A 19756-nucleotide genomic window follows, 5' to 3' on the forward strand; every position below is an offset into this window, starting at 1 on the left:
ACCGTCACCCGAATCCCACACCCCCCGCACGAGCCTCATCTCATATCTGAGATAGCGTGCAGCCATGGAAGACGACTACCTCGCACGTATCGGCAAGCTCATCCGTGACGCCCGTCAGCATCGTGGCTGGACACAGAGTCAGCTCGCCGAGGCGCTGGCCACGAGCCAGAGCGCCGTCAACCGCATCGAACGTGGCAACCAGAACATCAGCCTTGAGATGATTGCCCGCATCGGCGAGGCCCTCGACAGCGAGATCGTGTCGCTCGGCTACGCCGGCCCCATGCACCTGCGTGTCGTGGGCGGCCGTCGACTCTCGGGCTCCATCGACGTCAAGACGAGCAAGAACGCGTGTGTCGCGCTGCTCTGCGGCTCGCTGCTCAACAAGGGCCGCACCGTGCTGCGCCGGGTGGCCCGCATCGAGGAGGTCTTCCGGCTGCTGGAGGTCCTCAACTCCATCGGCGTACGCACTCGGTGGATCAACGACGGTGTCGACCTCGAGATCCTGCCGCCCGACCGGCTCGAGCTGGAGTCCATCGACGCCGACGCCGCGCGCCGGACCCGCTCCATCATCATGTTCCTCGGCCCGCTGCTGCACCGCGAGGACCGCTTCACCCTGCCGTACGCCGGCGGCTGCGACCTCGGCACACGCACGATCGAGCCGCACATGATCGCGCTGCGCCGCTTCGGCCTGGAGATCGCCGCGACCGACGGGCTCTACCACGCCCAGGTCGACCACGACGTCCGGCCGGGCCGCCCCATCGTCCTGACCGAGCGCGGCGACACGGTGACTGAGAACGCGCTGTTGGCCGCCGCCCGGCACGACGGCACGACGGTCATCCGTAACGCCTCCTCCAACTACATGGTCCAGGACCTGTGCTTCTTCCTGGAGGCGCTCGGCGTGCGCGTCGACGGCGTCGGGACGACGACCCTCACGGTGCACGGGGTGCCGGAGATCGACGTGGACGTCGACTACTCGCCCTCCGAGGACCCGGTCGAGGCGATGAGCCTGCTGGCCGCCGCCGTGGTGACGGAGTCCGAGCTGACGATCCGCCGGGTCCCGATCGAGTTCCTGGAGATCGAGCTCGCGGTTCTGGAGGAGATGGGCGTCGACTGCGACCGCACGGCGGAGTACGCGGCCGACAACGGCCGTACCCGGCTGGTGGACCTGACGGTCCGGCCCTCCAAGCTGGAGGCACCCATCGACAAGATCCACCCGATGCCCTTCCCCGGGCTGAACATCGACAACGTGCCGTTCTTCGCGGCGATCGCCGCGTCCGCGCACGGCAAGACCCTGATCCACGACTGGGTCTACGACAACCGCGCGATCTACCTCACCGACCTCAACCGCCTCGGCGGCCGGCTCCAGCTCCTGGACCCGCACCGCGTCCTGGTCGAGGGCCCGACCCGCTGGCGCGCCGCCGAGATGATGTGCCCGCCCGCACTGCGGCCGGCGGTGGTGGTGCTGCTGGCGATGATGGCGGCCGAGGGCACGTCCGTGCTCCGCAACGTGTATGTCATCAACCGGGGTTACGAGGAGCTGGCGGAGCGGCTGAACTCGGTGGGGGCGCAGATCGAGATCTTCCGGGACATCTGAGGGGTAGGGTGTCGTGCCCCTTGGAGACGAGGGGCACGACACCTCGATTTGCCAGCTGACCTGCGGATACCTACCTTCACGGCCTTCCACTGATCTCTGTCGCTTTTCCGCACCTTGTGCAATGCATACGAACAATGAACTCGAATAAGTGACGGTAGGTCAGGAAATTACCTGAGCACCCGTCAGTCTTGACGAACGGTTACCGCCGAAGCGGCGTCGCAGCGTTGTCGTTCCTGTCACGCCGACCACGTCCGGCCGACGAGGTGACCCGCTATCCGCCTGCGGCCGGTGAACTGGCCGGGCTCGACCTCGAAGAGCGCCGGCAGCATCTCGCGCTTGTCGGCTTTCGCGCCGGTCAGCGCGAAAGCGTTGCGGCTTCGAACACCCCCTCGACAGCTCGGGAGCCCTGTCCGTTGCGCCCCGGCTCACGCCGGCTCCGTCCCCCGATCGGTGGCCGCCCCGAAAAGGGCCATCAACCGTTCGCTCAGACAGGAAGTGCGGTGACGCTGAGGGCGAAGTCCAAGTTCCCCACCCCGTGGTTGGCGAGGCCCACCGTGACCACGCCCGCTCCTTCCAGCCAGTGCGCCATTCTCAGGCCGCCGACGTCCAAGGGGCGCAGCCCCAGGGTCTCGATGAACGCCTCCACACTTGCCTTGGCCTGCGCATTGTCGCCGGCGATGAAGACGTCGGGCCGCCCCTTCTCCAGGACATGGCGGAAGACGGTATTGAACGCCTTCACCACGCTGGCGCCGGCCGGGGCCGTCTCGGCGACTTCCTGCGCGACAGAGGTCTCCTCGCGGTGGGCCAGCCCGTCGAACGTGGAGTTGAAGGGGTTACTGATGTCGACGATGACCTTGCCCGCGAGAGCGTCTCCGTACTGGGCGACGGCCGGTACGACGCCGTCGTGGAGCAGGGCGACGATGACGATGTCCCCGGCCGGGGCGGTGCCCCATTCTCCCGTCGTGGCGGCGCCGCCGAGAGCTTTGGCCAGGTCGGCGGCCTTGGACTGATCGCGGCCCATGATCTCGACGGTGTTGCCACCCGCGATCGCCCGCGCGCCGATGGTGCGGGCCATGTTCCCGGTGCCGATGACGCTGATGCTGCTCATGCGATGTCCTGTCCTGGTTGTGTGTTGTTCGGTTCAGATGGCGGTGGTGCCGCCATCGGCGACGAGTTCCATGCCGTTGACGTAGCTGGAGTCGTCGGAGGCGAGGAAGAGGGCGGCGGTGGCGATCTCGTCGGGGCGGCCCATCTGGCCGCGGGGGATGAGGGACTCGAACTGGCGCTTGGTGGCCTCGTCGAAGAGTTCTGCCTGCTTGGCGGTGGCGACCTGGCCGGGGGTCAGGACGTTGACGCGGATGCGGCGGTCCTTGAGTTCGTTGAGCCAGACGCGGGCCCAGGCCTGCTGGACGGCCTTGCTGCCGGCGTAGACGCTCCAGCCGGGGAAGGCGCCGAGGGAGGCGTTGGAGCCGGTCATGAGGATGGAGCCGCCGTCGTTGAAGAGCGGAAGCGCCTTCTGGACGGTGAACAGGGTGCCGCGGGCGTTGAGCCCGAACCAGGTGTCGAACTGGGCCTCGGTGATCTCGCCGAGCGGGGCGGGCTCGCCGCCGCCGGCGCTGGCCCACAACACGTCGAGGCTTCCCTTCTCCCGCTTGACGGTGTCGTACAAGCGGTCCAGGTCGTCCAGGTCGGCGGCGTCGCCCTGGACGCCTGTGACGTTGCGTCCGATCTGCTTCACGGCCTCGTCCAGGGTGTCCTGGCGGCGGCCGGTGATGAAGACGTGCGCTCCCTCGTCGACGAACAGCTTCGCGCCGGCCAGCGCCATGCCGGTGGTGCCGCCGGTGATGACCGCGACCTTGCCGTCGAGCTTTCCCATGGTCGTTCCCTTGCATCGGTAATGCCGTGTGTACCTGGGGCGACAGCGTTATGTACACCGTCCTGTGTGCTTAACGTACGGGGCAGGCGACCAGGACGCAACTATGTACACCGGTCGTTACCTAGCTGCGGTACGGTGGATGCATGACGGAGTTGGAGAAGGGCCCCACGGGCCGCCGGCGCGGTCGCGGCGCCCGCGAGCGCATCCTCAACGCGGCCCAGCGACTGTTCCGCGAGCAGGGCATCAACCGCACCGGCATGGACCAGCTCTGCGCGGCGGCCGAGGTGTCCAAGCGCACGGCCTACCAGCACTTCACCGGCAAGGACGAACTCGTCGCCGAGCACCTGCGCCGGTTCGACCCCTCCGTCCTGTCCGGCGTGTTCGACCGCACCGACCTCACGCCCCGCGAACGGCTCCTCGCTGCGTTCGACATCCCCCCCACCACCCCCCTGTGCCCCTACATCACCGCCGCCGTCGAACTCCACGACCCCCAGCACCCCGCATCCCGGTACGCACGCGACTACAAGAAAGCCGTCGCCGCGCGGCTCGCCGACACCGCCCGCGAAGCCGTCGCCGCCGACCCTGAACAGCTCGGCGAGCAGCTCGCGCTGCTCATCGACGGCGCCGCGGCCCGCACCCGGGTCCTCGACGCCGACGCCTTCCCGACCGCCGCCGCCATCGCCGCCGTCCTCATCGACAACGCCCTCCCCGCCACAGCCGGCGATGACCGGCGACGAGTCGAAGCGTCAAGCTGACTCGGCACTCCGCGGTCGTGCTGGACGCGCTGCCGGTCGCGCGGCTGCAGCCGCTCGTACGCGACAGCTGCCGCCCGGCACCCGGCCCGGACCTGCCGGCATTTACGGAACTGGCCGCCCGCCTGCTGAAGGCCGCAGCAGAAGCCGCCGGGGAGACCGTGGACCCACTGCCGTGGTCGGCCTGGCAACTGCTGGCCCCGCACGCTGCCGTAGCGCTGAACGCCCTCAGCGCTCTGCCGGACCACCAGTTGAACGCGGAGAGCCGCGTCGTGACCCGCAGCTCGACTGCGGCCAGGACCGCTCGCCCCTGGCCGCGAGCAGGTCGAGCCAGTCTCGCAGCCATGCCTCCCGTTCGACCTGTTGCTTGCGCGGACAGGTCCTGGACATCGCCAAGCTCCGAAGAGCCGGTCAGACGCCCTTTGTTGCAGGTCCCAGAAGCGCCACGCGCTCAGCGTGCGAAGTCATCGGCAACACGTGAAGCCCCGTAGTCCGGGCTGCCACGCCGCACAGGGCATCACGCGGTTGCTCGACCTGATGAGCCGAACGGCCGATGGCGACCGGTTCGACTGCTGGAGCCCCCTGGATGGCAAGTGGTTGACGGACCGAGCAGGACGGGCGCCCGCGTGACCGTGGCGGCTTGTCCGCTCCGTCCCGGGGTACCAGCCGAACACCGTTTGTGGAGAGGAGCATGTGGTGTCCGAAGCGCGCGATGTGGTGGCCGTGATTCTCGAGGACCATCGCACCATGGAGGGGCTGCTGCGGCGAATGCGGAGCGTCGAGGAGGACCGAGGGGCGGCCCTGAGGGACTTCGCCGCGCTCCTGATCGCTCACGGGGAGGCGGAGGAGGCCGAGGTCTACCCCGCGCTGAAGCGGTTCCGGAACGTGGACAACGAGGAAGTCGAGCATGGAGAAGAGGAACACCACGAGGGCAACGAGGCGCTCCTGGCCCTGATGGAGGTGGAGGAGGTGGGTTCCGACGAGTGGGACGAGAAGCTCGAGGAGCTCGCAACGGCCGTCACCCACCACCTCGACGAGGAGGAGCGCACGATCCTCAACGGGGCCCGGGAGAACGTGCCGGACAAGCGTCGTACCGAACTCGGCAGGGTCTTCCTCCGTGACCGGGAGAAGCACCTGAAGGCCGATTGCGGACACATCGACAGCGTCCGCGCAGTCGTCGTCGGGGCGCACTGATCCTCACAGCTGAGCGAGCACCCGTCCGGAGAGTCCGGACGGGTGCCGTCGGCTGACGCCATGCTTTGGGTGGTGGGGCGTCCGTCCGCAGTGTCCGCCGGGCCACCGACCGCCATACATCGGCAGAGCACGGCATGGCCCGGCGGTAGAACTTTGGCGGCTCGAATGCGTCTGCGCCCCTCTCCTGCCGCCTTCCCCTCACCCTCCGTCGACGCATGTTGACTTCCACGTCTAGTGCAGATTCACTATAGGTTCACTGGTGTCCTCGCACTATGAGGTAGTGATGCGACAGCTGACGACAACTGCCCCCTCCACAGAGAGGGCTCGTGGGACCGCGCTGCACGTGAGCCCGGAGAGGTGCGAAACGCCGTGACCACTCACCCCTTCACCTCGAACGTCGTGGTTCGCTCGGGCGTCGCGCGAGTAACCCTCGTCGGCGAACTCGACTTGGACACCGCCCCCCACGTCCTGGAGACGGTGTCGGCTTGTCTGGCGAAGCAACCGATGACCATGTGCCTCGATCTGAGCGGCGTCTCCTTCTGCGACTGCGCCGGACTGGGCGCCTTGCTCAGGGCGCGGACGTTCGTTCTTCGGGCAGGCGTGGATCTCGTCGTGGAGGGAATCGGCCCCCAGTTGGCGCGGCTGCTCTCCCTCATCGGGGCCGACCACATCCTCGCCGAGAGGAACACGGCCACGAGCACGAAGCCGGCTCATCACGCTTCGGCGACGGTCGCGGCTCGCCGTGAAGCGGAACCCGCGATCACCGCGGAGGCACCACTTCGGGACCTCCTGGCATGATCATGCGGTCCGCCCCCTGCAAGGAAGCACCGATGCCCTCACCCTCCCCGCACAGTCGACCGGTCAAGATCCTTCTGGTCGAGGACCACGACATGGTGGCCGAGGCGATCTGTCTCGCCCTGGAGCGCTCACCCGACCTGCAGGTCGTGGCGCGCGCGGCCTCGGTGGCGTCGGCGCTGACCGACGCGACGCGTTGCGAGCCGGATGTCGTACTCATGGACCGTCGCCTGCCGGACGGTGACGGGGTCTCCGCCATTGCGGACCTGCGGGCACTCGTGCCGGACGGGCGCGTACTGATCCTGGCGGGCGAGGCCAGCGGGTCGGTGGCCGTCCGGGTCGCGGAGGCCGGCGGAGCCGGCCTGATCCTGAAGGCCCGCGGTCTGAGCGAGCTGGAGGACGCCGTTCGCAGGGTGGCAGCGGGCGAAATGGTGTTCAGCCAGGACGTGCTCGGTGACGTACTGGGACGGCTGAGCGGCAGGACGCAGGGGGTCGGTGCGAACCTGACTCCGCGGGAGCGGGAAGCCCTTGCCCTGTTGGGGGAAGGGCACACCACCGCGGAGATCAGCGATCAGCTGGGGGTCGCTCTGAACACGGTGCGCAACCATGTCCAGCGGGTACTGGAAAAACTGGGAGCACGTTCGCAGCTGGAGGCCGTGACGATCGCGCGACGTGAAGGACTCCTCCGGTGACGCGGGAACCGCGACCGCAGAAGTGGGCGCGGAAGCAGGCGGCTCCGCTGTCGGAAACGGCCTTCACACTGCTGGTCAAGGGAGTGCTGGACTACGGCATCTTCATGCTCGACCCGCAGGGTTACATCATCAGCTGGAACGCGGGGGCGGAGCGGATCAAGGGATACGGAGCAGCAGACATCCTGGGCCAGCACTTCTCGGTTTTCTACCCTCCTGAGGACCAGTCGTCGGGAAAACCGCAGTGGGAGCTCGAAACCGCTGTGGCCGAAGGCAGACTGGAGGACGAGGGCTGGCGCGTCCGCCAGGACGGTTCGCGGTTCTGGGCGAACGTGGTCATTACCGCCCTGTGGGATGACAAAGGCGTACTGCAGGGATTCGGCAAAGTCACCCGCGACATGTCCGAACGGCGGGCGGCGCAGCAGGCCCTCAGCGAGCGGCGACGACTGTTCAATCACCTCGTCCAGGCGCAGGAGACGGAACGACGCCGTATCGCGTGGGACGTCCACGACGACTCCATCCAGGCCATGGTCGCTGTCGGGATGCGACTGGAACTGCTGGCCGAGCGGGTGCCGGAGGCGCACTCCGCAGAACTGCAGCGGCTCGACGCGACGGTGCGCGAAGCGATCGGCCGTCTCCGAAGCCTGACCTTCCGGTTGCATCCGCCCGGGATCGACAGGCATGGCCTGGTCGAAGGGCTCGCAAGTCACCTGGACGACGTCGTCCGCTCCTCCTGGGGGATGGCGTACTCGTTCGATCACCAACTGGACCGCGAGCCCACGCCGGAGACGGCCATCACCATCTTCCGTATCGTCCAGGAAGCGCTGCTGAACGTGCACAAGCACGCACGTGGGAGCCGAGTCGACGTGCGTGTCAAATCGGCCGACGGGGGCATCCTGACGCACGTCATGGACGACGGAACCGGCGAACCGATGTCCATGGACGGTGTCCGCGAGCATTTCGGGGTCATCGAAATGCGGGAGAGAGCCGAGACGGCAGGAGGCTGGTGGTCCATGCACAGCCGTCCCGGGACGGGGACGACGGTCGAGTTCTGGGTGCCGAATCCTCTCCCGCTCCCGGCGTCGGAACCGACGGACGGTGCACCGTGACCGCGACGACACCGGACAGCTCTCTCAGCTCACCGTTCAGCGTGCTCCTGTGTGATGACAACGTGATGCTCCTGGAGACTCTGAGCGAGGTCATTCGGGCCCAGCCCGACATGGAGGTCGTGGCCACCGCGTGCGACGACGAACAGGCTCTTCGACTCGCCGGGTGTCATCAACCGGACCTCGTCATCCTGGACGTCCGCTTCCCCGGCGGCGGCCACTCCGTCGCCAGGGACATCGCGCGGTGTTCACCGGCCAGCCGGATCGTGGCGTTCTCCGCGTACGACGACAAGGGCTCGGTCGACCAGATGACGAGCGCCGGCGTTTCCGAGTACGTGCTCAAAGGGATGAGCAACCGGGAACTCCTCGCGGCCTTGCGCCGGGCGGCAGAACCCCGATGAGGGCGGCCGGGGTCGGTGCGGTCCGCCACTGAGTGGCACTCCGCCCGGCCGCCCGACCGCGGCGTCGGCCCGCACGGCCGGTGAAGCCGCGTCGAGGTGGCGAAGAGCGGCGGGTCCGGCTGGGCTGCCGCGCCACGGGGACCGCAGCCGTCCACCGGCCGCTGCCCGGCACCGGGCAGCGGTTCGCCCCCAAGTTCTGTTCCACCTCTTGACCCGCGAGGCCGGCGCGCGCACAGTACTCGTTAATGCGCATCACTAATACGCATTAACAGTCTGGAGGAACAGTGCCGGAGGAACCCACCAAGCGGGTCAGGCGAGGCCGGGCGGCCGCGCCGTCCGGGCGTACCGGGCGGCCGCGTCAGGCGGAGGTCGCCCGGCTCGCGGGGGTCTCGCAGGCGACGGTCTCCCTGGTCCTGGGCGGGAAGCCGCAGGGCGCCGCCATCTCCCAGGAGACCCGGCAGAACGTGCTCGACGCCGCGAGCCGCCTCGGCTACGTACCGGATCCCGCGGCCCGTCGGCTCGCCGCCGCGCGCAACGACCTGCTCGGGGTCTTCAGCTTCACGGCCACCTTCCCCACCGACGTCCAGCACTCGTACTACCCGTTCCTGGTCGGCGTGGAGCGGGAAGCGGCCGCGCGCGGGTACGACCTGGTGCTCTTCACCGGGTCCAGCTCCGGCGGCGCGGGAGCCGCCGGCCCGCACGCCCTGAACCGGGCGCGGCTCGCCGACGGTTGTCTCCTGCTGGGACGTCACGCGCCGGTGGACGAACTGCGCAGGCTGGTGGACGACGGGTTCCCCGTGGTCCACCTGGGCCGCAGGGACGAGCCGCAGGGCCTCGCCTGGGTCGGCGCCGACTATGTCAGCGCCAGCCGCGAGGTCGTCCAGCAGCTCGCGGCGCTCGGGCACCGCCGCGTCGTCCTCGTGCGCGAGGACGACGAGGCGCCGGCCTCCACCGACCGTGAGCAGGGTTTCCTGGAGGGCCTCCGGGCGGCGGAACTCCCCGACGCCGAGTCGGTGTTCCGTAGCGCGGACCCCATGCTCGACCTCACGCCGGAGCGCCTTCGGCAGTGGCTGGCCGACGGCGTCACCGCGTTCGTGGCCGAGGAGACGGACAGTGGCGCCGCCTGGCGGGCGCTGAGCACGGCCGTCCGCGAGACCGGCCTGGAGTGTCCCCGCGATCTCTCCCTGGCGTTGCTCGGCAGTCCCCCGCCGGACCTCGCCGGTGATCCGGAGCCCACCGGATTCGACATCCCCCGGGCGCAGTTGGGCGCGGAGGCCGTGCGCCTGCTCGCCACGCTGGTCGCCGGAGAGGACGTCCCGGAGCGGCTGGTGGCGCTGGTCGCCTGCGGCTACCGGGCCGGCGCCACGGCGGGTCCGCCGCCCGGCGCACGACCGGATCCCGGCTGACCCGTACACCCCATCACACGCACGACCCCGTACCGCACAAGGAGAACTGTGATCCCCGAACCGGACATCCTCATCGTCGGCGGCGGCCTGGGCGGCGTCGCCGCCGCGCTCGCCGCCTGTCGGGCCGGCCGGACCGTCGTCCTCACCGAGGAGACCGACTGGATCGGTGGCCAGCTCACCAGCCAGGCCGTCCCGCCGGACGAGCACCCCTGGGTGGAGCAGTTCGGCACCACCGCCACCTACCGGGCGCTGCGCGAGGGCATCCGCGACTACTACCGGCAGTGGTACCCGATGCGCTCCGAGGCGCTCGCGCTGCCCGGTCTCAACCCGGGGGCCGGCCGGGTCAGCAAGCTCTGCCACGAGCCGCGGGTCGCCCTCGCCGTCCTGGAGGGCATGATCGCTCCCCACCGGGCGTCGGGGCGGCTGACCCTGCTCACCGAGCACCGGGCGGTCGCCGCCGAGTCGGACAACGATGTCATCGGCCCGGTCACCCTGGAGAGTCTGCGCGACGGGTCCCGGACCACGCTCCGGGCGCGGTACGTCATCGACGCCACGGAAACCGGTGAGCTCCTCGAACTCGGCGGTGTCGAACACGCCGTGGGCGCCGAGTCGCGCGCCGAGTTCGGGGAGCCGCACGCCCCCGAGGAGGCGCAGCCCCTCAACCAGCAGGGCATCACCGTCTGCTTCGCGGTCTCCCACCACGAGGGCGAGAACCACGTCATCGACCGGCCCGCCGACTACGACTTCTGGCGCTCCTACCGGCCGGACTTCTGGCCGGGCCCGCTCCTCGGCTTCCTCGCCCCGGACCCGCGGTCACTGGAGGCCGTGCCCCGTACGTTCGTGCCGAACCCGGAGGTCGACCCGCTCGCCGTCAACGCCGACCAGAGCGCCGACGCGGGCGACAAGGAGCTGTGGGGCTTCCGCCGCATCCTGGCCCGCAAGATGCACCGGCCCGGTTCCTTCGACTCCGACGTCACCCTGGCCAACTGGCCGCTCAACGACTACTGGCTGAAGCCGCTGATCGGCGGCGGCCCGGAGACCTCGGCCCAGGCGGTCGCGGAGGCCCGGCAGTTGTCGCTCTCGGTCCTCCACTGGCTCCAGACCGAGGCGCCACGCGAGGACGGCGGGACCGGCTTTCCCGGTCTGCGGCCGCGCCCCGACGTCACGGGTACGGCCGACGGGCTCGCCAAGGCGCCCTACGTCCGGGAGTCGCGGCGGATCAAGGCCGTCACCACCGTCGTCGAGCAGGACGTCGCGATCGACGCCGTCGGCCCCTACGGGCGGACGGCGTACCGGGACTCGGTGGGGGTCGGCAACTACCGCATCGACCTGCACCCTTCGACGGGCGGCGACAACTACATCGACATCGGCTCGGTGCCCTTCGAGATCCCGCTCGGCGCGCTCGTGCCGCGCCGCGTCCGCAATCTCCTCCCCGCGGGCAAGAACATCGGCACCACGCACATCACCAACGGCTGCTACCGGCTCCACCCGGTGGAGTGGAACATCGGCGAGGTCGCGGGCGCGCTGGCCGCGCACTGTGTCTCCGAGGGCGTCGAACCCCACGCCGTCCAGGCCGACGACAAGCGGTTCGAGGAGTTCGCCCGGCTGCTCGACTCGAACGGGGTCCAGCGCCACTGGCCCGACGTACGCGGCTACTGAGAACGGCCGCCCAAGGGCGAGGAGGCCCGTCACCACCCCTGAACGGCGCTCCACCACACGGAAATGCCGGGCGGGACAGCTCCACCTGTCCCACCCGGCCCGCCCGCGCACTGCCCACCCGCACAAGGAGGTGCCCAACCATGACCACCCACCGCATCCGCGTCGGCATCGACGTGGGCGGAACCTTCACCGACGCCGTGGCTGTCGACGCCACGACCCTGGAACTCCTGGGACAGGTGAAGGTCCCCACCAGCCATCATCACGAGGACGGCGTGGCCCACGGCATCGTGGAAGCACTCGACCGTCTGCTGGAAGAGACCGGCCGCGCGCCGGAGGACGTCGCTTTCCTCGCGCACGGCACGACCCAGGCTACCAACGCCCTGCTGGAGGGCGATGTCGCCACCGTGGGGCTGATCGGGATCGGTGGCGGCCCGTCCGCCGCGCTCACCCGCCGGCTCGCCGCGCTCGGCAAGCTCGAACTCACCCCGGGCAAGACCCTTCCGCTCGTCTACGCCCATGTCCCCGACCCCGACGACGCGGCGTCGGTCCGGCGTGCCGCCGAGGCGCTGGCCCAGGACGGCGCCCAGGTGCTGGTCGCCACGGAGCCGTTCAGCGTGGACCGGCCGGAGGGCGAGCAGGCCGTCATGGAGGCCGCCCGCTCCCTCGGGCTGCCGCTGACCGCCGCACACGAGATCACCTCCCTGTACGGGCTGCACAAACGCACCCGTACCGCGGTGGTCAACGCGGCGATCCTGCCGCGCATGCTCGCCACCGCCGATCTCGTCGACGCCTCGATCACCAAGGCCGGGGTCGGCTCCCCGCTGATGGTGATGCGCTGCGACGGCGGGGTGATGTCCCTGGACGAGATGCGGCGCAGGCCTCTGCTGACGGTCCTGTCGGGCCCGGCGGCAGGTGTCGCCGGTGCGCTGATGCAGGAACGGATCAGCGAGGGCGTGTTCCTGGAGACGGGCGGCACCTCCACCGACATCAGCGTCGTGCGACGCGGCAAGGTGGCCGTCCGGCACGCCACGATCCTCGGCAGGAAGTCCTACCTCAACGCACTGGACGTACGCACGGTCGGTGTCGGCGGCGGCTCCATGGTGCGGATCGGCGGTGGCAAGGTCACCGGGGTCGGACCGCGCAGCGCTCACATCGCGGGCCTGCCCTACGCGTGTTTCGCCGCAGCGGAGGACCTGCGGGACGCGAGGCTCACCACCGTCAGTCCGATGGCGGGCGACCCGGAGGACTACGCGGTGCTCGACGCGGCGGGCGGTCGCTTCGCGATCACCATGACCTGTGCGGCGAACGCCCTGGGCCGGGTCCCCGAGGGGGACTTCGCCCGCAGTGACCAGGAGGTCGCCCGCGCGGCGCTCGCCCCGCTCGCCGCGGCCCTCGGCGTGGACACCGCCACGGCCGCGGCACGGCTCCTCGACGCGGGGACGGCACAGGTCGAGGCGGTCGTCGACACGATGATCCGGGACTACCGCCTGGACAAGGACACCGCGCTCCTCGTCGGTGGCGGCGGCGGTGCCGCCTCCGTCACCCCGCACCTGGCCGCGGTCAGCGGTCTCGAGGGACGCATCGCCCGGCACAGCGAGGTGATCAGCCCCATCGGGGTGGCGCTCGCCCTGGTGCGGGAGCAGGTCGAGCGGATCATCCCCGGCGCGGGGCAGGAACAGATACTCGCCGTACGCGCCGAGGCGGAGGCCGCCGTCATCGCCCAGGGCGCGGCGGCCGACGGGGTCGAGGTCGAGGTCACCGTCGACCCGCAGACGAGCACCGTACGGGCCGTGGCCACCGGCGCCACCGAACTGCGCACCCAGGACCGTGCGCACCGCGCGGACGAGGCCGAGCGGCTCCGCACGGCGGCGGCCAGCCTCAGGACCGACCCGTCACGGGTCACGGTCCTCGCCGGGACCCCCGCCCACACGGTGTACGGGGCCGAGATACGCCGGCCTCTGCGCACCACCCGGCACCCGGTGCGGATCGTCGACGCCGACGGGGTGATCCGGCTGCACGTCTCCGACGCGCGGGTGGAGACCACGCGTGTCGCCGAGGCGCCCGAGGTGCTGGCCCGGCTGGTGCGCGAGACCACGTCGTACGGCGACGGCGGGGTCCGCGCCCCGGCCGTGCGGCTGCTGCTCGGCTCCCGTATCGCGGACCTGTCGGGCGTGCTGGACCCGCAGCCGCTGCTCGCGCTCGCCCGCAGCGAGCTGGACGCCCGCCGCGCCGACGAACCGGTGGTCGCCGTGCTGGAGGTACGCATATGAACGCGCCCGCGGTGACCTCGTGGGAGAACACCGGCCGGGAGGACACCGACGATCTCGGTCTCGCGGTGCGGCTACTGGCCGCGACCCCCACCCACGAGGGCCGCGACCCGGAACTGCTGCGCCACTGGGCGCGTACGGCCGAGGCGTTCGGTTCGGCGCTGGCCCCCGTGCCGTGCCGGGCCAGGATCACCGAGCGCGCCGACGGCCTGGAGCGCGGCCTGCTGGCCCGCTACACCTCGCGGCCCGCTCCGGCCGTGGAGCTCTACACCGACACGATCGCGGCGGCCGAGGCGCTGATCGACGCGCGGGGCTGGCGGCACTGGTACCCGCACGGCTCGGTGCGCGAGGCGGCGCTCGCCCATGAGGCGGTGCACGAACAGCTCCACCACGGCCCGGCGAAGGGCGCGCTGAAGCAGGCCCTGGGCCATGTGGTCCTGCGCGCCGGCCGCTTCCGGCTCCTCGGGCACGTGGCGGGCGCGGAGGAGATCGCCGCCCACGCCTACGCCCGTACCGTCTGCGGACTCGGCCGCAGCCCCCTGCACCTCACGGCCGCGCTCGCCGACGCCGTGACCCAGAGAGAGAAGTAGCGCCATGGGCGTAGTCATCCTGATCGTCATGGCGGCCGGTGTCGCCGCGATGCTCACCCGTAAACTCCCCACCGCCTTCGCCCTCGTCCTGCTGGGTGTCGTCATCGCGTTCGTCGCCGGGGCACCGCTCACCGGCAAGGAGAGCGTCCTGGACACCGTCCTCCAGGAGGGCGCCCCGATGCTCGCCTCCACGATGATCGCGGTGCTGCTCGGATCGTGGCTCGGCAAGCTCCTCGACGAGACCGGGATCGCGGGCACCATCGTCCGCAAGATCGTGGAGTTCGGCGGCGACCGGCCGACGGTCGTGGCGCTCGGCGTCCTCGCGGTGTCCGCGCTGATCGGCACGGTGACGGGCTCGGCGCCCGCCGCGATGCTCGCCGGCATCATCGGGATCCCGGCGATGGTCGCCGTGGGCATCCCGAAGGTCACGGCCGCGGGCACCATCCTGATGGGCATAGCCGTGGGCGTCCCGTTCGAACTGCCCATCTGGCAGTTCTTCTCCACCGCCCTGGACCTGCCGGTGGAGACCGTGCGCGGCTTCATGGTGAAGCTGTTCCCGCTCGCGCTGGTCGCGGCCGTCGCCTTCGTGCTGATCGAGTCCCGCCGCAGGGGCGTCGAGCACGCCTGGTCGCTGAAGACGGCCGCTGACAAGCCGCGTTCACGCCGTGAGCGGCTCGGCGACGCGCCCTGGTACGCCCTGCTCACCCCGGCCGTGCCGCTGGTCCTGGCCCTCGGATTCGAGGTGGCCATCATCCCCTCGCTGCTGGGCGGCGTGCTCTATGCCCTGGTCACCACGACCCGGCCGCGTGAGATGAACAAGCGGCTGCTGCGCACCCTCTACGGCGGGTTCGAGGTCGCCGCGCCGCCCATCGCGCTGTTCATCGCCATCGGCATCCTCCTCGCCGCGGTGAAGCTGCCCGGCGCGATCGAGGCGCTCGAACCCCTGGTGAAGGCCGTCAGCCCGCAGAACCCGGTGCTGTTCGTCCTCGTCTTCACCCTGCTCGTGCCGCTGTGCCTCTATCGCGGTCCGCTGAACGTCTACGGTCTCGGCGCGGGCATCGCCGGAGTCCTCATCGCGGCCGGCATCTACCCCGCGGTCGCGGTGCTCGGCATCGCCGCCTCCTACAACCAGGTCTTCGGGGTCGCCGACCCCACCAGCACCCAGACCGTGTGGAGCGCCCAGTACGCGGGCGTCGGCCCGCAGCAGGTGATGGTGCGCACCCTGCCCTACGTGTGGGCCGTGGCCCTCGGCGGTTTCTGCGTCACGGCCGCCACCTACCTCTGAACACCCAACTCCCGGGACGGAGTCAGAACATGAACGAGCCGCAGAACACGAACGAGCCGCACGCCATCCCGCAGCAGGACCCCACCCTCTCCCCCTTCCTCTCCCGCCGCGTCTTCCTGCGCGGCGCTGCGGCCACCGGCACGGCCCTCGCCATCGGCGCGGGTGCGACGCCGTCCGCCTCGGCGGCGCCCGGCGGCTTTCCCGACTACACCTACGTCAGGACCCTGCTGAGGCCCGAGGACCTCGCCTACAACCCCACCGGGGAGATCATCTTCCCGTGCATCCGGGGCACGGTGGGCCGGATCTCCCCGGCCCTGGGCCGGTACTACCTCTACTACGCGCCGCACGACGCGCCCGGTGGCATCTGCCTGGCCTACGGCGACTCGCTGGAGGGCCCGTTCACCGAGCATCCGGACAATCCGCTCGTCACCAACGACTGGCAGCCGCACTACAAGGTCAGCCACGTCTCCTCCCCGCACGTGCTGTGGAACGAGGACGAGAAGGAGATGTGGCTGTACTTCCACGGGGAGAACACCACCACCCGGCTCGCCCGGTCCAAGGACGGCATCCACTTCACGTACGACAAGGTCGTGCTCTCCACCTCGATGCTGCCTGCCGGGTCCACCGAGACGTCCTACGCGCGGGTGTTCCGGCACGACCTGCCGGCACGCGGCGCGCGGTACGTGATGCTCTTCATGCTGAACAACACCAGCAACCACCGGGACATCGCCTGGGGCTGGTCGGCCGACGGGCGTGACTGGACCTTCGACCAGGAGCCGCTGATCCGGCATTCCGAGGTCGGGGCGGTCAACGTGGGCGGACCGCATCTGCTCACCCGGGGCGGCAGCGCGTACGTCGTCTACAACAAGGACAAGGCGAGCGGCGGCGACCTGCTGATCACCGAGGTCGGCAACGACTTCTCCCGCCGCGACCACCTGGGCGTCTTCCACGACTCGATGAACGGCGCCCCGGACAACGGCCGCACGGCGTCACCGAGTTTCGGTACGGAGAACGGGGTGCCGTACATGATCTACGAAGCCGGTGAGCGCCTCCAGGGCGCGATCGCCGTCGCGCGCGGCAAGTAGCGAAGGGGGCGGCCCGTCCGTGGACGGGCCGCCGCTCTCCAGGAGGCGCGGCCCCGGGCGTGGTCAGATGCGCACGGCGGCCTGGAAACTGCCGATGGTGCTCATCGACTCGTAGCGGACGTACGTGCCCGGGTACGGGGCGTGCAGCACCGTGTTGTTGCCCGCGTAGAGGCCCACGTGCGAGGTGTTGTTGAAGAAGACCAGGTCGCCCGGCTTCAACTGGCTGCGCGCGATGCGGGTGCCCTGGTTGATCTGCGTGAAGGTGGTGCGGGTGATCTGTGCACCGGCCTGGGCGTAGGCCCACTGGGTCAGGCCCGAGCAGTCGTAGGAGCCGGGGCCCGTGCCCATGCGGGCGTACGGCTTGCCCACCTGGGTGTGGGCGGCCTGGAGGGCGGCGGCGCCGAGGGCGGAGGCGGGAACCTCGTTGCCGAGGTCGACCTGCCCGCTGCCCGAGGTGGAGGTCTTGTTGCCGATGTCGACCCGCTCGCCTGCGGCGCGGCTGGCGCGCTGCTCGTCCTCGGCGATCTTGGCGCGCTCGGCGGCCGTGAGGGTGTTCAGCAGCTTCTGCGCGTCGGCGAGCTTACCCTGGGACTTCTTCTTGTTCTCGTTCAGCGTCTCGCGGACCTCGGCGAGGGCCGTGAGCTTGCCCTGCGCCTCCTTGCGCTGCTGCGCCAGGGTGCGCTGCTTCGCCTGGATCTTCTGCAGCGACTCGGCCTGCTTGGCCGACAGCTGGTCGAGCGCGGAGGCCTGGTCGAGGAAGCTGTCCGGGTCCGAGGAGAGCAGCAGCTGGACCGACGGGTCGAGACCACCGGAGCGGTACTGCGCGGTGGCGAGCGAACCGAGCTGACCGCGCAGGGTGTTGAGCTCGTCCTGGCCGCGGGCGACCTTGTCCTGGAGCGCGTCGGCCTGCTTCTTGAGCTTGTCCTGCTGCTCCTTGGCGCCGTTGGCCTTCTCGGTGGCGACCTCGGCCTCGTGGTAGAGCTTGTCGACCTTGGCCTTGACCTCGCTCTTGGTCGGCTTGGGGTCGGCGTGCGCCGCCTGGGAGGTCAGGGCCACGGCTGCGGCGGCGGTCGCGGTGAGCACGGTCACGCGGGCGCGGCTCGGCTGCTTGGGACGACGGTGGGACCCCACGAAGGCGAGCTCCTTCTTCCTCGATCCGCCTACCGGGCTGTGGGGGAAGTGATCCCCGGCTCCGTGCACGTCACGGACTCGGCGGTTCCTTCGCCGTCACCCCGGGTGGGCAATCAACCGTGCGAAGGTTCGAGACCTGACCTTAGTAACCATCCCGTTATCCATGCAATCTTCACAGCGTGAATGTCGACACGGGCGGCAAGCGCACGCCGTCAACACACTCCGCGCGGGGACGACCTGACGGCGTGTCCGGGAGGGGGCTCGTTCACCGGCACGTCAGAGCATGATCAGCAGGCGCGTGTCGGCCTTGAGCTTCCTGTTCACCGAGCGGCTCTGCACGTACACCTCCAGCTTGGGGTTGTTCCCCGCCTTGACCGAGACGGTCCCGCGGACGCCCGTGCCGAACAGGAGGCTGCGCGCCGCGTCGCCCGTGTACGCGCGGTCGGTGTCCTTCTCGACCACGATGACCTCCTTGTCGGGCTGCACCTGGACCCGGGTGCCCAGTTGGTAGTAACAGGAGCCGCGTTGGTACGTGACTCCCGGATGCGAGTCCACGAAGGCACGGATCTCGGTCTCCTTGTCGACCTTCAGGAGCCGGTACCTGTCGGCCGAGACCGGTTCGAGGTTCGCCCGCACCTCGTCGACCGATATGTCCTGGCCGACGGCGAACAGGTTCTTCGTGCCGCGCACGCCCTGCTCGCGGCCCCGCAGGAAGCTGGTGGCGGCGGCGCGGACGGTGCCGATCGCGTCCTCGACGCCCTTCTGGGAATCGGCGTCCCAGATGGCGATGTTCCCCGCCGGGAAGCCGTAGTTCTGCGCGGTCCGCTTCGCCAGGGAGTTGGGGACGAGGATCGCGGAGGTCCAGTGGCTCGGGAGTCCGCCCATCTTCGCCGTGATCCTGTCGAGCCAGGGGCGAAGTATGGACATGTCCCCGTCGTGCCGCCTGTCCCCGCCGGAGGCGTTCTCCTCGCCGTCCGTCACCACGATCTGGAGGAAACTGTGCTCGCCGTACTCCTCCCAGATGTGCCCCAGGTCGTCCAGGGACTTCAGGGAGGCCTCGATGAGGGCCGTGGCGCCGTTGTTGACCTTGTACAGACCGCGCATGGACGGAAGATGCTTCACATCCATGTCCCAGACCAGGTTCTCCACCCTGTGGTCGAAGGAGTACAGGCTGATGCGGGTCTCATGTCCGAGGTTGTCCGACTCGGCTTTCAGGCCGGCCACGAACTCGTCGACGACGCGGATGAGTTGGCCCTGGTGCTGATACATGGAACCCGAACTGTCCACTACCAGCGCGACGTGGTTCACCTTGTGCTGGATCTTGTTGGCGGACATGTTTCCGCTCCTTCTCCGAAGCTCCCCGAGTGATGTGTTCACTGTATGAGGAGCCACTGACAACGGACTTCGACCGCCGGTCACCCTCGCGTCGGCGGGCTAGGAAAGCACCAGCATGATGTGCTCCTGCTCGCCGTACATGACCGTCCCGGTGCGACGGAAACCGTGCTTCTCCAGCAGCCGCACCGAGCCGGTGTTCCCCGCGAAGGGGTCGGCGTGCAGGGGCCGTGCCGTCTCCCTGTCGAGGAAGAGAGCCAGCGCCTGGGTGCCGATGCCCCGGCCCCAGTACTGCCGGCCGAGCCAGTACCCGATGAAGCGCCGGTCCTCCTCCCACCACGCCACCAGGTTGCCCGCGAGCTCCCCGTCCACGGTGACGGCTTGCACCAGGTTGGAGGGCTCGCCCAGGACCTTCGTCCTCCAGTGCCTCATGAAGGCCTCGTGTTCCCGGGGCGGGAAGTTCGACCGGCGCACGGACTCCGGGTCGTGCTCCTGCGCGAAGAACACCTCCAGATCGGACTCATCGACATCTCTCAGACGCACCTGTTCACTCATGCCGACGGAGTCTGGCACCCGCCACTGACAGTCCCGCGG

18 protein-coding genes are annotated in these 19756 nt (G+C 69.9%); 13 read left to right on the forward strand and 5 right to left on the reverse strand.

The genetic code is table 11. The features are described 5' to 3' along the window. The first annotated feature begins 64 nt into the window (after nucleotides 1-64). The gene (locus ACIQM3_RS34110; RefSeq protein WP_401631319.1) at nucleotides 65-1594 is read left to right on the forward strand and encodes a helix-turn-helix domain-containing protein; all 1530 of its coding nucleotides are present in this window, start codon (nucleotides 65-67) and stop codon (nucleotides 1592-1594) included. Between the two features lie 484 nt (nucleotides 1595-2078). Here ACIQM3_RS34110 and ACIQM3_RS34115 read toward each other — a convergent pair whose 3' ends face one another. Together ACIQM3_RS34115 and ACIQM3_RS34120 are read right to left on the reverse strand one after the other, a co-directional pair. After that, nucleotides 2079-2702, reverse strand: coding sequence for an NADPH-dependent F420 reductase (locus ACIQM3_RS34115; RefSeq protein ID WP_401631322.1), 624 nt, complete (start codon nucleotides 2700-2702; stop codon nucleotides 2079-2081). Between the two features lie 33 nt (nucleotides 2703-2735). Then, entirely contained in the window at nucleotides 2736-3470 is a 735-nt protein-coding gene (locus tag ACIQM3_RS34120; RefSeq protein ID WP_401631324.1) for an SDR family NAD(P)-dependent oxidoreductase, read from the reverse strand. Between the two features lie 143 nt (nucleotides 3471-3613). On the opposite strand from ACIQM3_RS34120, the gene ACIQM3_RS34125 reads away from it, so the two are divergent. The 12 genes from ACIQM3_RS34125 (at nucleotide 3614) to ACIQM3_RS34180 (ending at nucleotide 16699) form a co-directional block, all read left to right on the forward strand. Then, nucleotides 3614-4225, forward strand: coding sequence for a TetR/AcrR family transcriptional regulator (locus tag ACIQM3_RS34125; protein WP_401631326.1), 612 nt, complete (start codon nucleotides 3614-3616; stop codon nucleotides 4223-4225). Between the two features lie 693 nt (nucleotides 4226-4918). Next, nucleotides 4919-5416, forward strand: a complete 498-nt coding sequence (locus ACIQM3_RS34130) for a hemerythrin domain-containing protein (RefSeq protein WP_401631329.1) — start codon at nucleotides 4919-4921, stop codon at nucleotides 5414-5416. 369 nt (nucleotides 5417-5785) lie between these two features. Next, on the forward strand, nucleotides 5786-6214 hold the full coding sequence (locus ACIQM3_RS34135) for an STAS domain-containing protein (RefSeq protein ID WP_401631332.1): 429 nt from the start codon (nucleotides 5786-5788) through the stop codon (nucleotides 6212-6214). A 32-nt stretch (nucleotides 6215-6246) separates the two neighbouring features. Continuing rightward, nucleotides 6247-6903: a response regulator gene (locus ACIQM3_RS34140; RefSeq protein WP_401631334.1), complete on the forward strand. Its 657-nt coding sequence runs from the start codon at nucleotides 6247-6249 to the stop codon at nucleotides 6901-6903. Beyond that, nucleotides 6900-8009 (forward strand): PAS domain S-box protein, encoded by a 1110-nt coding sequence (locus ACIQM3_RS34145; RefSeq protein WP_401631337.1) that lies wholly within the window; start codon nucleotides 6900-6902, stop codon nucleotides 8007-8009. Before ACIQM3_RS34140 ends, ACIQM3_RS34145 begins: the two co-directional genes overlap by 4 nt. Continuing rightward, nucleotides 8006-8407 carry a response regulator transcription factor gene (locus tag ACIQM3_RS34150; protein WP_401631340.1) on the forward strand — a complete coding sequence of 134 codons (402 nt, stop codon included), beginning with the start codon at nucleotides 8006-8008 and terminating at the stop codon, nucleotides 8405-8407. The genes ACIQM3_RS34145 and ACIQM3_RS34150 overlap by 4 nt, the downstream gene beginning before the upstream one ends. A 284-nt stretch (nucleotides 8408-8691) precedes the next feature. Continuing rightward, nucleotides 8692-9813 (forward strand): LacI family DNA-binding transcriptional regulator, encoded by a 1122-nt coding sequence (locus tag ACIQM3_RS34155; protein WP_401631343.1) that lies wholly within the window; start codon nucleotides 8692-8694, stop codon nucleotides 9811-9813. A gap of 48 nt (nucleotides 9814-9861) precedes the next feature. Continuing rightward, a complete protein-coding gene (locus tag ACIQM3_RS34160; RefSeq protein WP_401631346.1) occupies nucleotides 9862-11472 on the forward strand; it encodes an FAD-dependent oxidoreductase in 1611 nt (536 codons plus the stop codon). Nucleotides 11473-11612: 140 nt separating this feature from the next. Beyond that, nucleotides 11613-13742, forward strand: a complete 2130-nt coding sequence (locus ACIQM3_RS34165; protein ID WP_401631349.1) for a hydantoinase/oxoprolinase family protein — start codon at nucleotides 11613-11615, stop codon at nucleotides 13740-13742. Continuing rightward, complete coding sequence (locus ACIQM3_RS34170) at nucleotides 13739-14329, forward strand: hypothetical protein (protein WP_401631351.1); 591 nt, start codon at nucleotides 13739-13741, stop codon at nucleotides 14327-14329. The genes ACIQM3_RS34165 and ACIQM3_RS34170 overlap by 4 nt, the downstream gene beginning before the upstream one ends. 4 nt (nucleotides 14330-14333) lie before the next feature. Further along, nucleotides 14334-15614 (forward strand): TRAP transporter large permease subunit, encoded by a 1281-nt coding sequence (locus ACIQM3_RS34175; RefSeq protein ID WP_401631354.1) that lies wholly within the window; start codon nucleotides 14334-14336, stop codon nucleotides 15612-15614. 29 nt (nucleotides 15615-15643) lie between these two features. Then, nucleotides 15644-16699: a hypothetical protein gene (locus ACIQM3_RS34180; RefSeq protein WP_401631357.1), complete on the forward strand. Its 1056-nt coding sequence runs from the start codon at nucleotides 15644-15646 to the stop codon at nucleotides 16697-16699. Between the two features lie 63 nt (nucleotides 16700-16762). Here ACIQM3_RS34180 and ACIQM3_RS34185 read toward each other — a convergent pair whose 3' ends face one another. The 3 genes from ACIQM3_RS34185 to ACIQM3_RS34195 all read right to left on the reverse strand — a co-directional run bounded on the left by ACIQM3_RS34185 (nucleotide 16763) and on the right by ACIQM3_RS34195 (nucleotide 19717). Continuing rightward, on the reverse strand, nucleotides 16763-17830 hold the full coding sequence (locus tag ACIQM3_RS34185) for an NlpC/P60 family protein (RefSeq protein ID WP_401631359.1): 1068 nt from the start codon (nucleotides 17828-17830) through the stop codon (nucleotides 16763-16765). A gap of 276 nt (nucleotides 17831-18106) precedes the next feature. Then, nucleotides 18107-19165, reverse strand: a complete 1059-nt coding sequence (locus ACIQM3_RS34190) for a VWA domain-containing protein (protein WP_401631362.1) — start codon at nucleotides 19163-19165, stop codon at nucleotides 18107-18109. A gap of 99 nt (nucleotides 19166-19264) precedes the next feature. Further along, the gene (locus tag ACIQM3_RS34195) at nucleotides 19265-19717 is read right to left on the reverse strand and encodes a GNAT family N-acetyltransferase (RefSeq protein ID WP_401631365.1); all 453 of its coding nucleotides are present in this window, start codon (nucleotides 19715-19717) and stop codon (nucleotides 19265-19267) included. Between the last annotated feature and the right edge of the window lie 39 nt (nucleotides 19718-19756).

Source organism: Streptomyces sp. NPDC091271, assembly GCF_044757505.1.
Lineage (GTDB): Bacteria > Actinomycetota > Actinomycetes > Streptomycetales > Streptomycetaceae > Streptomyces.

What these genes read in the sequence shown, in the direction of transcription:
- ACIQM3_RS34110 (WP_401631319.1), top strand. Translation starts at nt 65, where the DNA reads ATGGAAGACGACTACCTCGCACGTATCGGCAAGCTCATCCGTGACGCC.
- ACIQM3_RS34115 (WP_401631322.1), bottom strand. Translation starts at nt 2,702, where the DNA reads ATGAGCAGCATCAGCGTCATCGGCACCGGGAACATGGCCCGCACCATC.
- ACIQM3_RS34120 (WP_401631324.1), bottom strand. Translation starts at nt 3,470, where the DNA reads ATGGGAAAGCTCGACGGCAAGGTCGCGGTCATCACCGGCGGCACCACC.
- ACIQM3_RS34125 (WP_401631326.1), top strand. Translation starts at nt 3,614, where the DNA reads ATGACGGAGTTGGAGAAGGGCCCCACGGGCCGCCGGCGCGGTCGCGGC.
- ACIQM3_RS34140 (WP_401631334.1), top strand. Translation starts at nt 6,247, where the DNA reads ATGCCCTCACCCTCCCCGCACAGTCGACCGGTCAAGATCCTTCTGGTC.
- ACIQM3_RS34165 (WP_401631349.1), top strand. Translation starts at nt 11,613, where the DNA reads ATGACCACCCACCGCATCCGCGTCGGCATCGACGTGGGCGGAACCTTC.
- ACIQM3_RS34170 (WP_401631351.1), top strand. Translation starts at nt 13,739, where the DNA reads ATGAACGCGCCCGCGGTGACCTCGTGGGAGAACACCGGCCGGGAGGAC.
- ACIQM3_RS34175 (WP_401631354.1), top strand. Translation starts at nt 14,334, where the DNA reads ATGGGCGTAGTCATCCTGATCGTCATGGCGGCCGGTGTCGCCGCGATG.
- ACIQM3_RS34180 (WP_401631357.1), top strand. Translation starts at nt 15,644, where the DNA reads ATGAACGAGCCGCAGAACACGAACGAGCCGCACGCCATCCCGCAGCAG.
- ACIQM3_RS34190 (WP_401631362.1), bottom strand. Translation starts at nt 19,165, where the DNA reads ATGTCCGCCAACAAGATCCAGCACAAGGTGAACCACGTCGCGCTGGTA.
- ACIQM3_RS34195 (WP_401631365.1), bottom strand. Translation starts at nt 19,717, where the DNA reads ATGAGTGAACAGGTGCGTCTGAGAGATGTCGATGAGTCCGATCTGGAG.